13 protein-coding genes are annotated in these 15,040 nt (G+C 37.8%); 7 read left to right on the top strand and 6 right to left on the bottom strand.

What is annotated here, in order from left to right:
- Position 1: 1 nt before the first annotated feature.
- Positions 2 to 1,279: a DUF2066 domain-containing protein gene (locus RT723_RS17295; RefSeq protein WP_315948389.1), complete on the bottom strand. Its 1,278-nt coding sequence runs from the start codon at positions 1,277 to 1,279 to the stop codon at positions 2 to 4.
- Between the two features lie 131 nt (positions 1,280 to 1,410).
- Between RT723_RS17295 and RT723_RS17290 the strand changes: the two genes are divergently transcribed.
- The 7 genes from RT723_RS17290 (at position 1,411) to RT723_RS17260 (ending at position 11,271) form a co-directional block, all read left to right on the top strand.
- On the top strand, positions 1,411 to 1,797 hold the full coding sequence (locus RT723_RS17290) for a histidine triad nucleotide-binding protein (RefSeq protein WP_216053563.1): 387 nt from the start codon (positions 1,411 to 1,413) through the stop codon (positions 1,795 to 1,797).
- Complete coding sequence (locus tag RT723_RS17285) at positions 1,794 to 2,021, top strand: hypothetical protein (RefSeq protein ID WP_315948388.1); 228 nt, start codon at positions 1,794 to 1,796, stop codon at positions 2,019 to 2,021. The genes RT723_RS17290 and RT723_RS17285 overlap by 4 nt, the downstream gene beginning before the upstream one ends.
- Positions 2,009 to 2,686, top strand: a complete 678-nt coding sequence (locus tag RT723_RS17280; protein ID WP_315948387.1) for a DMT family transporter — start codon at positions 2,009 to 2,011, stop codon at positions 2,684 to 2,686. Before RT723_RS17285 ends, RT723_RS17280 begins: the two co-directional genes overlap by 13 nt.
- 63 nt (positions 2,687 to 2,749) lie before the next feature.
- A complete protein-coding gene (gene pepQ, locus RT723_RS17275; RefSeq protein ID WP_315948386.1) occupies positions 2,750 to 4,048 on the top strand; it encodes a Xaa-Pro dipeptidase in 1,299 nt (432 codons plus the stop codon).
- Between the two features lie 74 nt (positions 4,049 to 4,122).
- Complete coding sequence (locus RT723_RS17270; protein WP_315948385.1) at positions 4,123 to 4,728, top strand: tRNA-uridine aminocarboxypropyltransferase; 606 nt, start codon at positions 4,123 to 4,125, stop codon at positions 4,726 to 4,728.
- Between the two features lie 340 nt (positions 4,729 to 5,068).
- The gene (locus tag RT723_RS17265; protein ID WP_315948384.1) at positions 5,069 to 8,044 is read left to right on the top strand and encodes a TonB-dependent receptor; all 2,976 of its coding nucleotides are present in this window, start codon (positions 5,069 to 5,071) and stop codon (positions 8,042 to 8,044) included.
- A 308-nt stretch (positions 8,045 to 8,352) separates the two neighbouring features.
- On the top strand, positions 8,353 to 11,271 hold the full coding sequence (locus tag RT723_RS17260; protein WP_315948383.1) for an outer membrane beta-barrel protein: 2,919 nt from the start codon (positions 8,353 to 8,355) through the stop codon (positions 11,269 to 11,271).
- Positions 11,272 to 11,391: 120 nt separating this feature from the next.
- Here RT723_RS17260 and RT723_RS17255 read toward each other — a convergent pair whose 3' ends face one another.
- From RT723_RS17255 to RT723_RS17235, 5 genes are all read right to left on the bottom strand, one after another.
- The gene (locus RT723_RS17255; protein ID WP_315948382.1) at positions 11,392 to 12,312 is read right to left on the bottom strand and encodes a 2-hydroxyacid dehydrogenase; all 921 of its coding nucleotides are present in this window, start codon (positions 12,310 to 12,312) and stop codon (positions 11,392 to 11,394) included.
- A gap of 90 nt (positions 12,313 to 12,402) precedes the next feature.
- Positions 12,403 to 13,212, bottom strand: coding sequence for a tRNA cyclic N6-threonylcarbamoyladenosine(37) synthase TcdA (gene tcdA / locus RT723_RS17250; protein WP_315948380.1), 810 nt, complete (start codon positions 13,210 to 13,212; stop codon positions 12,403 to 12,405).
- 50 nt (positions 13,213 to 13,262) lie between these two features.
- Positions 13,263 to 13,994, bottom strand: coding sequence for a TIGR01621 family pseudouridine synthase (locus RT723_RS17245; protein WP_315948378.1), 732 nt, complete (start codon positions 13,992 to 13,994; stop codon positions 13,263 to 13,265).
- Between the two features lie 2 nt (positions 13,995 to 13,996).
- Positions 13,997 to 14,797 carry a 3-deoxy-manno-octulosonate cytidylyltransferase gene (gene kdsB / locus RT723_RS17240; RefSeq protein ID WP_315948376.1) on the bottom strand — a complete coding sequence of 267 codons (801 nt, stop codon included), beginning with the start codon at positions 14,795 to 14,797 and terminating at the stop codon, positions 13,997 to 13,999.
- A gap of 31 nt (positions 14,798 to 14,828) precedes the next feature.
- Positions 14,829 to 15,023, bottom strand: a complete 195-nt coding sequence (locus tag RT723_RS17235) for a Trm112 family protein (protein ID WP_216053554.1) — start codon at positions 15,021 to 15,023, stop codon at positions 14,829 to 14,831.
- Positions 15,024 to 15,040: the final 17 nt, after the last annotated feature.

Genomic DNA, 15,040 nt, shown 5'->3' with positions numbered 1-15,040 from the left:
TTTATTTACCTAACCACTTATATTTAAGTGTAATCGATTTCTTTTTAACGTCTTCCACTACCGCGTTTTCTGCACCTTCAGAATTGTTTAACTGTTGAGCCTGTTGCGTTTGTGCTAAATATTCACGTGTTAGTATCTCTAGTTGCTGTTCTATGGTCAGACTTTTAAGTGGTTGTTTTTGTTCTACATCTGTTATTTTTTCAAATTCAGGTAATAACGCTAACGCCCGAACAACGTCGAGTCCTTCACCAGATAAGTTTAGATAAAACTGAGCTTGTTGTTTGCTTACTTTCATAAGTTGTACATCAGTGACTGGCGGTAAAGACGATAAGTACTTTTCCGCTTTGGTTAACGCAACGATATTGGGCACATTTTCTAACATTAGCTCTAAGTTATCTGCCCCAACTTGTTCACTATCGATGGCATACTCAGAGGCAAAATAATCGCCAACACGATTTATCATTGAACGGATAACCGCAAACTGCTCTCCGCTAAATTCATCGCTAAGTAGTTGTTTGGTGTTTTTCATTAATTGAAATTGTAACAACCAGCCAGTTTGATACTCAGGCTCTTTATTGGAATCAACAAAACGCATACGAGCCATTATATAGTTGTCGGCATTATAGCGTTCTGATGCGGCAGAAACGGTTCCTTCAAAACGAGCCCAAACATCAGACGAATAAATCGCATCTTTATCTATGGTGTCCATTAACGGTAATAGAACTGGAAGGCCACGATCATCGGAAGATTGACTTAGTATTTCAGATAACTGAGGGTATTGTTCAAGTTCTACAATAGAACGGTTAACCCCTTCTTCGACCACTAACCAAATCAATGTGTTTGGTCTGCGACGTCCCCAAATAGAGCCACCAACGGATTTAATAAGTTTATCGATTTTGGTTTGATAAAACTGATCGACTAAAAAGGTTCTACCCTGTTCATCGGTTTTAAATGCAAACGATTTAATATAATTAGCCGATCTGTGTTGTACTTCACGTTTAATCACATCGTTATCTAATATATCTTTATCACCACTGACTTTAGATAAGACTTGCTCAATTGCCCAACGATGCGCTTTAACTCTGGTTTTTTGCGTCTTATCGTTAACCAAGATTTTACCTGTATATAAGTTAGTAACTTCAACGGCAAAAGCAGAAGTCCCAAACAATAAACTAACTAAGGTAATGATCTGTATTAAAAAGCGGTGGAATTTCACAAGCGTCACTGTGTTGATAAAATTTTTCTTATCATAACCAATAACATCAAACAAAAACACCATTTCGTTTTTAACCTAATTAACTTTTGTATTAATAAAGTAACAAGTTGTCGAATATTTCATTGTTAAAGATTGCGTTAATTAACAACGCTGATTAAAGTATCCCCCAAATTACAACCAGACGAGTATTTACCATGTCAGAAAGCACAATTTTCGATAAGATCATTAATAAAGAGATCCCTGCCACTATTATTTACGAAGATGAGTTAGCGCTGGCATTTAACGACATTAACCCTCAAGCCCCAACTCACTTTCTTGTGATACCTAAAGTACGTATTGCGACGATGAATGACATTAACGAACAAAACTCTCATTTAGTGGGGCATTTATACGTTGTTGCAGCAAAAATAGCAGCTGAGTTAGGATTCGCAGAAGACGGTTACCGTGCTGTGATGAACTGTAATCAAAATGGTGGACAGACCGTTTACCATATCCATTTACATGTTTTAGCAGGTAAACCTTTAGGTTGGCCGCCGTATCAAGAGATCATGAAACAAGATCTTTTGAACGAAAAACCATGACGGAAAAAAATCAAACCAAAGCCATCCAATTTGCGTTGATCAGTGTTCTATTATGGTCAACCGTAGCAACGGCGTTTAAATTAGCGCTTAGTGATTCGACCTTATCGCAGCTTGTTGTTGTTTCATCAGTGTCGTCACTTATTGTGTTATTTGTGGTTTATCTATTTTCTAAACAGAAAAAAGCCTCTTGGCGATATTTAGAAAAACCCCATTGCTCTACTTGATCTTAGGCAATATTAACCCGGTATTATATTATTATGTGTTGTTTGGTGCTTACGAAAGGTTGCCCGCACAGATTGCGCAGTCAATTAATTACACTTGGGGTATTGTTTTAGCTATATTATCTATACCTATCTTAAAACAAACGTTTTCTAAAGGGGATGGGATAGGCCTCGCGCTTTGTTATGTTGGCGTTATCATTTCGATCACCCAATTTGATTTTGCCAATTTACCAGATTTTGATTTGATAGGTCTTGGACTCGCATTTCTTTCTACTTTAATTTGGTCCAGTTACTGGCTATTAAACAAAAGAACCAATGCGCCCGCTATAGAGTCTATTTTAATCTGTTTTATATGCGGAACGCCTGCGTTATTGCTGTTAGCCATTTACAATTGGGATGCCTTTAACTTTACGGTTACCAATGTTACGGCGGGGATATACATAGGGCTATTTGAAATGAGTATTGCTTTTGTATTTTGGTTAAAAGCGATGTCTTATGCTATTCGTACCGCACAAATTAGTTCGTTAATTTATATGTCTCCTTTCCTTTCATTGTTATTTATAAATTGGATTTTAAAAGAGCCTATTTATATATCAACTGTAATCGGGCTTGTGGTGATAGTGTTAGGACTCTTTATTCAGAAAAGAATGAACCGACATATCAAATAAAATAACGTGTCATTATAAAATAAAAAAATAACCACTATTTAATACATTCGACAAGGCTTGCTAATGATCTCTATTTACCAACAACATATTCAAAAACTGCAACAAACGTTTGAATCGGCATTACAAGAAAATGATTTTGAAAGCGTGTTAATCTACTCAGGTCATAGTGGTTATGGTTTTAGAGACGATAATGCCTATCCGTTTAAAACCAACCCACATTTTAAATACTGGTTACCATTAACAAAACAACCAGAAAGTTTTGTGTTAGTCGAAGTAGGTAAAAAGCCACATTTATTTTTGAATCAGAAATTAGACTACTGGCATGCACAACCGCAACTGCCAGACGGTGAGTGGCAGCAACATTTCGACTTGACCATCATCACCAATATAGCTGATGTTAAAAATGCCGTTAAAGATAAAACTAAATCTCTCGCATATATAGGTTTGCCTATTACCGAAGATTTAAGTCTAGGTGCAATTAATCCAGCTTTATTAATAAACCAAATAGAATATAACCGAGCCTATAAAACTGAATATGAAATTGAATGTTTGCGAGTGGCTAACTTTATGGCTGCAAAAGCACATGTTGTCGCAAAAGATGCGTTTTATGCCGGTAAAACTGAACTAGAGATACATCAAGCCTACCTTGAGTCATTAAACATTCGTGAGTCTGGTTTACCTTATAACAACATTATTGCCTTTAACCATAATGCCTCTGTATTACATTACGACGATTACCAAACAGAACAACCACAACAAAGGTTATCTTTCCTTATAGATGCAGGCGCTGAGTTTAATGGTTACAACGCAGACATAAGTAGAACCTATTTAAATGGCACAAGTGAATTTCAACAAATGTTCGATGCTTACCAAGTAGAATATTTTGATTTGTTATCTGAAATTGAAGTTAACAAAGCGTATTTTGACTTTCATGACTCGGCCCATCGCCGTATTTCCAAATTATTATCTGAGTTTGATATTGTAAAATGTGATGCCCAACAAACTTATGAAAAAGGTTATAGCCAACTATTCTTTCCATGTGGTGTTGGCCATTACATTGGCACACAAGTACATGATGTGGGTGGCCACTTTGCCAATAAACAAGGAGAGTTGCTCTCTAAAGATCCTAGGTACCCGCATTTACGACTGCTACGTAGAATGGAAAAAAATACGGTCTTCACGGTTGAACCTGGGATTTACTTTATTGATCAGCTATTAGATACGGTAAAAGACAACACAGATTTTAATTGGAATAGAGTTGAACAATTTAAACCTTATGGTGGATTTAGGTTAGAAGACAGTATTGCAATGAATCAAGGTAACGTTGAAAACCTTTCTATTGATGCGTTTAATAAGTTATAAAATTGCCTAACTTCATCTCATGAAGGCATTGATAAACCTTCATGAGACCTTTTTATCTAATAAAAGTCTGTTTTATGCCTAGAGATATCTGCCAAAAATGCCAATATCCAGTGAAAACATGTTTATGTAGTTACCTGCAACCAGTTAAACATAAAACTCGGATAATAATCTTACAACACCCGTCTGAGGTGAAAAATGCAAAAAACACCGTTCGTTTGTTAACGTTATTATCAGATAATATCGCTACTTATATTGGCGAATCTGAAACTGATTTCCTTGAAATAAAACAATTGGTTACCGCCAACCCAGAGCACTACGCCGTTATCTTTCCTTCTGAAAAAAGTCGACCGATAAATAGTGACCCCAAAGTCATATCTGAAGTTAACAATATCATTTTAATCGATGGTACTTGGAATAAAGCAAAAAAAATCATGTATCAAAACCCTTGGCTCAGTCCGTTAATGCATTTAACATTCGCCATTGGTACGGAAACTGAATACAAAATAAGGAAAAGCAATTTTAAAGGTGGAATGTCCACATTAGAATCTGCGGCCTACTCCTTAGTTGAATTAGATCAAATTGATCCTAGCAGCATGTTCGTTGCGTTAAATGGCTTAAATACGCAATTCACAGCCCAAATGCCGGCTCAAGTTGCAAAGCGATATAAAAAATTAAATTAAGTGATGAGCTTCAGAATATATAATTTGGCAATAATTTGTTACATTCACCAGCAAATTATACAGACCCTCCTTTGATTATTACGTAGATGTAAGATTGTAAATTACCGATATCTGCACAGTAAAAGCCTATTAAACAGCCTGTCTCATAGTATTACACTAGAAAATTGCTCTTTAATTAACCAAAATGTTGCGAAATGTAACATTTATTACGAAATGTGTTGAACTTTACAATTTGTTACGTTTACTATTGGTCAGCAAGTTGTGCAAAATGAAATCAATGATTCCATTTCAAGCATCACTTATGTAAAAAAAATAACAAAATAATCCAGGAACAAATCACATGAAAAATTTTAAACGTAGTATTGCTGCTTTAGCAGTTGCAACTACCTTAGGTATGTCTGCTAATGTTTTCGCAGCAAATAATGCAGGTACTCTAAAAGGTTTAGTTACTGATGCGAATAAAACGGTTATTGCAGGCGCTACTGTAACAATTAAAAATTCGAACACAGGTTTTACAAGAACAGTTATCGCAAACGATGATGGTTCTTACCGTTTCCCTTCTTTACCAATTGGTGAATACACAGTTACAACCACTAAAGCTGGTTACGAGTCTGAAACAATTGAAAACATTAGTGTTCGATTGGGTGAGACATCAGTAAGCGCAACTATGTTCCAAGCTGGCGTAGAGCGTATTGCTGTAACGGGTAGTGCAATTTCAGCAATCGATACTTCAACTGCAGAAACTGCGTTAAACATTGGTGCTGTTGAACTAGCTCGTATTCCTGTTCCTCGTGATGTTACTTCTGTTGCTTTATTAGCACCAGGTACAACTCGTGGTGACTCTCGTTTCGGCGGCGCATCATTCGGTGGTTCTTCTGTTGCAGAAAACTCTACTTACATTAATGGTTTGAACGTTACTAACTTCCGTAACGGTTTGGGCTTCTCAAATGTACCTTATGAGTTCTATGAAACGTTCCAAGTTAAAACTGGTGGTTATTCAGCTGAATTTGGTCGTTCAACTGGTGGTGTTGTAAATGCCGTAACTAAATCTGGTTCTAACGAATTTGCTATGGGTGGCAGCATTTACACGCAACCTGAATCTATGCGTGAAAACAGTCCTTCTGTTCGTGCAAACGACGGTACTTGGTACACTTATAGAGACAATGACAGCCGCTCTAGCACTCAAGCTAATATCTGGGCATCTGGTGCGATCATTGAAGATACATTATTCTACTACGCTATTTACAATCCACGTGATGTATCAGCTGAGTATGACCGTACTAATTCAAATGGTAACTTAGATAAAGACAGCTCAGATAATGCTTTCTGGGGTGCAAAAATTGACTGGAATATTTCAGACAATCATCGTTTAGAATTTTTAGCGTTCTCTGATGAGAATGAAACAGTTACTGACGTTTACACTGGCAACGGTGACGGCAATAATACTTACGCATCAACAGCTGTTGATCAAAGTGGTGGTCAAAACTGGTCTGTTAAATACACTGGTTATTTAACCGACGATTTAACAATGTCTGTATTATATGGTGAAAACTCATATGACTTGACTACACAATCGTCAACTGGCGGCGAATGTGAACTTGTTGGTGACTACCGTGTTTATTACGGCGCTAACTCTAGCATCCCAGTAGGCGATGTATGGATTGGTTGTTCTACCACTTCTGATTACTTCTTAGAAGAAGGTGAAGATACTTGTGAAGCGTTCCGTATGGACTTTGAATGGGTACTTGGCGACGATCACTTAATCCGCTTTGGTTTCGACAATGAAACTAATACATCTTTCTCTAATCAATTATATTCAGGTCCAAATGGCGCTTACTGGTTAATATACCCAGGTAATGCCGGAACAGCAGTTAATGGTGTAACTCTAACTGAAGATATTGACTACATCCGTAGTCGTGAAAGAACAGTTGGTGGTTCATTTGAAACGACAGCATCTGCGTTTTATATTGAAGACACATGGGCGATTAACGATAACTTAACCGCTACTATCGGTCTTCGTAACGAAGCGTTTGATAATAAAAATGCGGGCGGAGAAACGTTCGCAAAAATCGATAGCATGATTGCACCTCGTTTAGGTTTAGCTTGGGATGTTAATGGTGACGGCGACTCTAAAGCATTCATCAATGTTGGTCGTTATTTCTTGCCTGTAGCTAACAACACCAATGTTCGTCTAGCTGGTAACGAAAGGGATGTAAGAGAATATTACGAATTAGGTGGCCTAACTGGCGATCCTAAAAATGCTTACACACTTGGCGCTCAAATTGGCGATCTAGAAGTAATTTCTAGTGGCGAAACACCTGACACTCGTTCAATTGTATCTAACAACTTAGATTCTATGTACCAAGATGAAATTATCATTGGTTACCAAACTATGGTTAGTGATGAATGGTCAGCTGGTATTAAATATACTAACCGTTCAATGAACGGTGCTATCGATGACATGATCATCGACCACGCATATGTTAACTCTGGCACTTGTGCTGCTGGTTATGCTCCACATCAATATGTACTTGGTAACCCAGGTAAAGATATGGAAATATTTGGTGACACAGACTGTGATGGTGAAGTTGACGGTTGGATGACATTCTCTGCTGAAGATTTAGTATACCCAGAAGCAGAACGTACATACGACGCTATTGATCTTAACCTTGCTAAGCAATGGGATGACGTTTGGGCTGTAAACATCACTTACACTTGGTCTAAGAGTAGAGGTAATGCGGAAGGTATGGTTAAGTCGGATAACGGTCAAACTGACGCTGGTTTAACAACTGACTGGGATTTCCCTGAATTGATGGATGGTGCATATGGTTACTTACCAAATGACCGTCGTCATAACATCAAAGTTTACGGTTCAGTTGCAATCACTGACGAGTTAACAGCTGGCTTTAACTTCAACATTGAATCTGGTCGTCCAATCAATGCAACAGGTCTAGGTCACCCTAACTACGGTGGTGAAGTAGACTACGGTGATACTTACTGGTTAGCGAATGATACTGGTGAAGTTGACGGTGATGGCAATGCTATTTATGACTGGACATTCAGCCCTCGTGGTTCAATGGGTCGTCTAGGATGGCAATCACGTTTAGACTTAAACTTAGCGTATAACACTGAATTAATGGGCTTAGATACTTCATTCAAAATTGACGTATTTAACGTATTTAATGCAGCTACAGTTACTCGTGTAGATGAAAGTGCTGAAGGTTCATTTGCAGTAATCAACGATTACTCATTTGGTCGTCCATTAGCATTCCAAACTCCACGTTACGTGCAGTTAAGTGCTAGCTTCAAATTCTAATTTAATTAATTAGATTATTCTGAAAAACGCCGCTCTTAGGAATAAGAGTGGCGTTTTTTTACATTTGACATATTTATTTACAAATTAGACACATTTCCACGAACTATCCCGTCTCCCCCAATATGTAAAGCCTTTGAGCTATATATTGCACTCGTTTTGATACAAAAGTTTACATTTCAATAAAAATGTATTGAATGTTTCTTTCCAATGCATTTAACATCGGCTCCAGTAAAATGTATAAATTCAGCGTAGCTTGTCTGATTTAGACTTTTTACAAAAAAAACAACAATATAACTAGGAACCAAAATATGAATAATTTTAGAAATAGTTTAACCGCTTTTGCAGTTGCTGCAGCACTTGGCTTGTCAAGTACTGTTATGGCAGCTGAAACTGGCGGATTAAAAATTAAAGTAACGGATAAAAATGGCAATGCTATTGCAGGTGCAACTGTATTAGTAAAAGCGCCAGATGCTTTAGTAAGTAAAACTGCTGTTTCTGATGCCGAAGGTTACGTATCTCTTAGAGGCTTGGACGCATCAAATCAATATACAGTAAGCATCAACGGTTCTGACATTCAGTCATTTGAAGCAAGTGACGTACGTGTAATTACAGGTAAAAGCTTAAACCTTAATTACGCAGTAAGTACTGCTGACAGCGGCATGGAAACAATTACAGTTTCTGGCCGTGCTATCTCAGCTATCGATACGACTTCTGCAACAACAGGTATGGATATTACTCTTGATATGACAGAGTCACTACCTACAGGTCGTTCTTACCAAAGTTATTTACAATTAACGCCAGGTGTTAAACCTAGTACAGGCGGTAACCCGTCTTCTAAATCAGGTGTTAACTACTCTGATGCAGGTGGTACTACAGGTTCTTCTACAGATAACGTTTATTACATCGATGGCGTTAACGTAACAGATAATGTAACTGGTACTTTTGGTGGTAACATCAACTCAGAAATCATTCAAGAACAACAAGTTATTACTGGCGCTATCCCTGCTAAGTATGCAGGTGGTTCAGGTCTTGTATCTCGAGTTGTTACTAAATCTGGTAGTAATGAATTCCACGGTTCTGTTAACTATTACCTACAAAATGATAGTTTAGTAAGCGACTATGAAAGCCCTACTAAATCAAAAAGTGGCTTCTCTACGTTTGATACTGCCGTAACATTAGGTGGTCCAATAATTAAAGATGAACTTTGGTTCTTCGCTTCTTACCAAATCAAAAATCGTGAAGACGATGTTGCTGATCCACTAACGGGTGAAGTTGCTCGTTCAGTTGAAAATGAAAGCACATTAGGTTTTGGTAAATTAACGTGGCAAGCAACGGAAGACGATCGTTTAGTATTTACTTATTTCAGTGACCCTACTGACGTTTCTGGTAGTAATGCATTTGATACATTAACTAACCGAGATCGTGCTCGTAAACAAGGTGGCGATAACTTCAAAATTGATTACTCTCACGCTTGGGATGACCTAGTAATTAATGCTGGTTACATGAGCCATGAATCAGAATTATCTGATGTTGCAAAAGACAAGTCTACGCGTAATGACGTTGCTTTCTTAACTAATGCAAGTACAGCTACACAAACTAGTACTGACCTTGGTGGTCTAGGTTCTGATACGTTACGTAACCGTAACAAATCAAGCTACTATGTTAATGCTGAATACTACTTAGATACTGATTACGGATATCACACAATCGAAGCGGGTTACTCTGCTGAGACTAATGAAAATATCACAAACTCTGTATACACAGGTGATGGCGCTCAATACACTTCAATTGCAGCTGCTGATGCTGGTGTAACATTTGATGTTTATGCTAATGATCCTGCTTGGGTTGGCACAATCGATCTTTCTGACGATGATGCACAACGTATTGCTGATGGCGCCGGTATCGATGTAGCTGATGTACCGAACATTGTATTTAACAGCACAGCTGGTAACCCAACTGGTGACGTTAATGCTTACAGAATCATTCAAACGCAACAAGCTGAGTCTAAACTTGAAACTAAAGGTCAAACTTTTTACATTCAAGACAGTGTAACGATTGATGACTTAACATTAAATGTTGGTTTACGTGCTGAGAGATGGGAACATTTTGCATCAACAGGCGCAAGCATCTTCACATTTGATTGGGATATTGCTCACCGTTTAAGTGCTGTATATGACATTAATGGTGACGGTGACTCTAAAGTTTGGGCATTCGTTGGTCGTTATTATGACCCAGTTCGTACAGACATGACGTCATTCGCTGGTAACTTAACGGGTTCTGTTCGTGAAGAACAAGTATTTGTTAACGGTGAATGGGCTACGTTCCGTACTCGTGGTGGTGTTGCAACACAGGATGCATTCTTTGCTCCTACAACTAAAACACCATATACAGATGAGTTCTTAGTAGGTTATTCAACTAACTTAACTGAAGATACTAATATCTCTGTAACGTATACAAACCGTGCGACTAGAGATATTCTAGAAGATTACGACTTAGGTGTTTACACTGAAGGCGGTCAATTATGGGGTTCTGATTTAGCGCTTCCATTATCTTACTTTGGTTACACTGAAAACCCTGGTTCTAACTACGTTCTTGCTACGTTAGAAGGCGGTAAACGTGATTACCAAGGTATTGAAGTAACATTTAAGAAATTACGTACTGAAAACTGGAGCATGCTTGCATCTTATACTTACAATGATGCAGAAGGTAACTCTAACTCAGACGGTAATGCTGACTTACAAGGTGACTTCTACTACCTAGACCCTCGTGCTCCTAACATGTACGACAAACAGCCTGGTAACGTTGAACATCAGTTCAAGCTCTTAGGTACTTACTACTTCGACAACGGTTTTGAAGTAGGTGGTATTTATAACTGGAACTCTGGTACTTCTTATAACCGCGCAACTAACGTATACGGTCGTTTATTACCATTACGTGAGACTGCGTCTTATGACTTCGGTGGTTATGACGGTACTTGGATTGCACCAGGTAACGTAGCAAGTGAAACTACTCCAGCTTACGGTACTTTAGATGTTCGTGTTAAATACACTCACATGTTTGGTGACTTTGAAACAGAATTCTTCTTAGACATCTTTAACATCTTAGATGACCAAGCGGTTGTTGAAGAAGAGCAGTTAGTTGCCGGTAGTGGTACATTCGCATTTGGCGAAGCAAAAGACTGGGTTGAACCTCGTCGTTTCTACTTAGGTGCTAAAGTATTATTCTAAATTTAATTTAGATATATATTAGTAACAATAAAAAACCAGTAGTGATTCACTACTGGTTTTTTTATTTTTAATTTATAAACACTTACTGAAGAATACGCGTTTAACTTATTTAGCTAATCATTAATAGTTAGCACTCGGATCAATTACGTTTTTTAATGGCTTAATTTGTTGTTGCAAATAATAATTTTCAACTATTTGGGTAACGGCAGTTTCAACATTGGTAACCGCAGAAACATGCGGCGTAATCTGAATTTGAGTTGAGGACCAAAATGGATGTTCTGCTGGCAATGGTTCTTGTCTAAATACATCTAAATAGGCAAAGTCGATCACTTGGTTATCTAAGGCTACTATCAAATCGTCATCAACCACATGCTCCCCTCTAGCCACATTAATTAGTACAGCGTGATTTGGCATCATAGAGAATACATCTGCGTTTAGAATATTATGGGTTTTGTCTGTCAAAGGTAATAAACACACTAAATAATCAGAATTAGTGACTAGGGTTTTAAAACCACTATCTCCAGTGTAACAATCAACATTATCAATATCTTTTAACGTTCTACTCCAACCTGATACATCAAAACCTGCATTTAATAAGACTTCTGCAGTTTTACAACCTAACTGCCCTAGCCCTAAGACCCCTACTTTGTTGCCTTTTCTAGGGGATTTAGGTTTCCATAAGTTTTCACTTTGTTGTTGATTAAATTGTGGCAAGCGTAGTTTATGATGCTGAATCATGGTTAATACATATTGCGCCATATTAACGGCTAAATCTGGGTCTACAATTCTACAGATAGGTACTTTAGGTAAGTCAGGATCAGAGATGATAGAGTCAACCCCTGCACCAAAAGAAGAAATAGCTTTTAAGTTTTTAAATGCCTTTAGTGAGCCATGTTGATGTTTCCATACTAAGGCAAATTCAACTTTGTCAGGGTCTTTAACATCTGGCCAAATTTCTATTTCATTTTCTGGAATATCTTGTTTTAAGCGAGTAATTAATTTATCTAGCGGTCTATTGGGAATATTAACTAAAAATGTCATAACGCATCCATAGAGTTAAGCTGTGGCGGTGAAATAGACTAACCTTGTGAGCTAGACTTGGTTATTAATCGTGTTTATACAGGGTTGTGATCAGGTTTCTAATTCACGCTGCTTTTTTTGCAAGATTTTATTAATCGCTTTGGATGCTGCAAAAAAGCCAAACGTGCCTGTTACCATAGTCGCGGCACCAAATCCCATGTTACAGTCCAAACGCATTGAGCCTTTAGCATTGGCTTTCATTTGACATACACTACCATCGGCTTGCGGGTACTGTAATTGCTCAGTGCTAAACACACAGTCTACACCAAATTTACGTTTTGGATTTTTACTAAAATTAAAGTCACGACGTAATAAATTTCTTACTTTTGATAATAATGGATCATGAGTTGTTTTAGCTAAATCTGAAAATTGGATTTGGCTGGGATCAGTCTGTCCACCAGCACCTCCGGTCACCAACAAACCTATCTTATTACGCTTACAATGCGCGATCAGAGATGTTTTGGCGTTAATACTGTCAATGGCATCGATCACATAATCAAACTTGCTGTGTTCTTTTGTGCCAATCATTTCAATTAGATTATCCGCAGTAATAAAGTCTTCAATGCAAATAACATTACAAACCGGATTAATGGCTTTAATTCGCTCAGCCATCACATCAACTTTAGCCTGCCCGACAGTGCCAACCATGGCATGAATTTGACGATTGGTATTGGTCATACAGATATCATCGAGATCAATGAGTGTTATATGGCCAACACCTGTGCGCGCCAACGCTTCTGCAACCCAAGTCCCTACGCCACCAATGCCAACAATACAAATTCGTGCTTGTTGGATCCATTCTGCTTGTTGTGTACCGTATAAGCGACTTATGCCACCAAAACGTGTTTCGTAATCTGTCATTTTGTTTACTGTTGTCTTATCAATTGAAGTTATGAGTTAGTTTTTTTGGCTTATTTACTTGGCCAGTTATGTAACTCTGGCTGCTGAACCAATTCAGAAATACGGTTTTTATTATCAACAAACAATGCCCCTGAACTTGGAAAAGACATTAACTTTATCTCTTGTTCGCTATAAGTAAAATTAAGCATTAATGCGTGTAAGTAACCTCTATCACTGTCTTGACCACCATAAAGTTTGTCCCCCAATATAGCGGAGCCTAGACTTTTAAGGGCGACTCTAATTTGATGTGTTTTACCCGTTTCAGGTTTAACTAAAAACAATCTTAAGCCAGTGGTGGATGGGCATGTTAATCCCCAATTAAAAAACCGGGTAATGCTCGGGTTTTCTTTGGTTTTTATCAATTTCCACTGAGACAAACGGGCTTTAGCCATGTCTCCGATAATACTACCTTGTTTCTTTTTGGGCTTCCCAATCGATAACGCTAAATAGTATTTTTGAATTTGTTTATTCTCAAATGCTTGCTGAAACCAAATTGCCGCTTTTTTGTTGCGAGCCAAAATTAATAACCCACTGGTCAGTTTGTCTAACCTGTGTACCGGAAATAAGGTTTCAGAAAAATGGGCTGCACATAAGTTAAAAAAACCCATTTGTTTTTCTTTTATGTCCGTTCCATCAGTACCCTGTTTATTTGCCATGGCAACATCTTCATCATGAAAGCCAACGCCCTCTGGCTTATCAACTACATAAAAATCAGGGTGTTCAAATATAAGAGTTATATTCAAGATTAAAAACTCTTTAAACTAGCAACTAAACGGCGAACTTGTTCTAGATCTTCTGCTGTATCGACACCAGCAGGCGGGGGTTCAACCGCTTCTGCCACATGGATAGATTGGCCTTGCCATAATACTCGTAATTGTTCTAACGATTCTATTTGTTCTAATTGTGAAACAGGCCAACTTACGTATTGTTTTATAAAACCCACTTTATAAGCGTAAATACCAATATGCCTTAAATAACCGTAATTTAATTCATCTTCTTTACCGTCACGATCAAAGGGCAATACAGAACGAGAAAAGTACAATGCTAAACCATCTTTATCGGTGACCACTTTAACCACGTTAGGGTTGGCTAATTCTGCTCTTGAACAAACTGGCTCAGCAAGGGTCGCCATACCAACATTTTTATTTGATTGATTAGTTGCTGAGTTTAATAAGTATTGAGACAGGTTATTTGCAACTTGGCTAATGTTAGCCGATGGGATCATAGGTTCGTCGCCTTGAACATTAACGATTATCTCATCGTCAGCAAATTCATACTTTTTAACCACTTCCGCTAAACGTTCTGTACCTGAGGTATGTGCAACCGACGTCATACACACTTCACCGCCAAAATCACGTACCACTTGCTCAACACGTTTGTCATCAGTGGCAACAATTACTTGTTTAGCACCACTTTTAATTGAACGTTCATAGACCCATTGAACCATAGGTTTACCACCAATATCGGCCAAAGGCTTACCTGGTAATCTTGAAGAGTCATAACGTGCTGGGATGACTACGATAAAGTTATGTTTTTGTTGTGACATTGGCAGTTCCGTATTACAGGTTTCAAATCAATTATTTAATTTGTTCTAATTCTTCTAACGTTAGTTGGCGTGCTTCATTCTCTAACATCACCGGAATATCGTCTTTAATGGCATAAGCTAATTTGTCGGCTTTACACACTAATTCATTAAGTTCTTTATTAAAGATCAACTGAGATTTACAAATTGGACAAGCCAATATTTCTAATAATTTTTTATCAAATGCCATATGCCATTTCCTTTATT

Origin of the sequence: Psychrosphaera aquimarina, assembly GCF_032461525.1 — a bacterium.
Classification (GTDB): domain Bacteria; phylum Pseudomonadota; class Gammaproteobacteria; order Enterobacterales; family Alteromonadaceae; genus Psychrosphaera; species Psychrosphaera aquimarina.
This window is presented reverse-complemented; position numbering and strand designations above follow the sequence as displayed.

Excerpts from the sequence above, each read along its gene's own strand:
- RT723_RS17295 (WP_315948389.1), bottom strand. The coding sequence starts at position 1,279 with ATGGTGTTTTTGTTTGATGTTATTGGTTATGATAAGAAAAATTTTATC.
- RT723_RS17290 (WP_216053563.1), top strand. The coding sequence starts at position 1,411 with ATGTCAGAAAGCACAATTTTCGATAAGATCATTAATAAAGAGATCCCT.
- RT723_RS17285 (WP_315948388.1), top strand. The coding sequence starts at position 1,794 with ATGACGGAAAAAAATCAAACCAAAGCCATCCAATTTGCGTTGATCAGT.
- pepQ (WP_315948386.1), top strand. The coding sequence starts at position 2,750 with ATGATCTCTATTTACCAACAACATATTCAAAAACTGCAACAAACGTTT.
- RT723_RS17270 (WP_315948385.1), top strand. The coding sequence starts at position 4,123 with ATGCCTAGAGATATCTGCCAAAAATGCCAATATCCAGTGAAAACATGT.
- RT723_RS17265 (WP_315948384.1), top strand. The coding sequence starts at position 5,069 with ATGAAAAATTTTAAACGTAGTATTGCTGCTTTAGCAGTTGCAACTACC.
- RT723_RS17260 (WP_315948383.1), top strand. The coding sequence starts at position 8,353 with ATGAATAATTTTAGAAATAGTTTAACCGCTTTTGCAGTTGCTGCAGCA.
- RT723_RS17255 (WP_315948382.1), bottom strand. The coding sequence starts at position 12,312 with ATGACATTTTTAGTTAATATTCCCAATAGACCGCTAGATAAATTAATT.
- tcdA (WP_315948380.1), bottom strand. The coding sequence starts at position 13,212 with ATGACAGATTACGAAACACGTTTTGGTGGCATAAGTCGCTTATACGGT.
- kdsB (WP_315948376.1), bottom strand. The coding sequence starts at position 14,797 with ATGTCACAACAAAAACATAACTTTATCGTAGTCATCCCAGCACGTTAT.
- RT723_RS17235 (WP_216053554.1), bottom strand. The coding sequence starts at position 15,023 with ATGGCATTTGATAAAAAATTATTAGAAATATTGGCTTGTCCAATTTGT.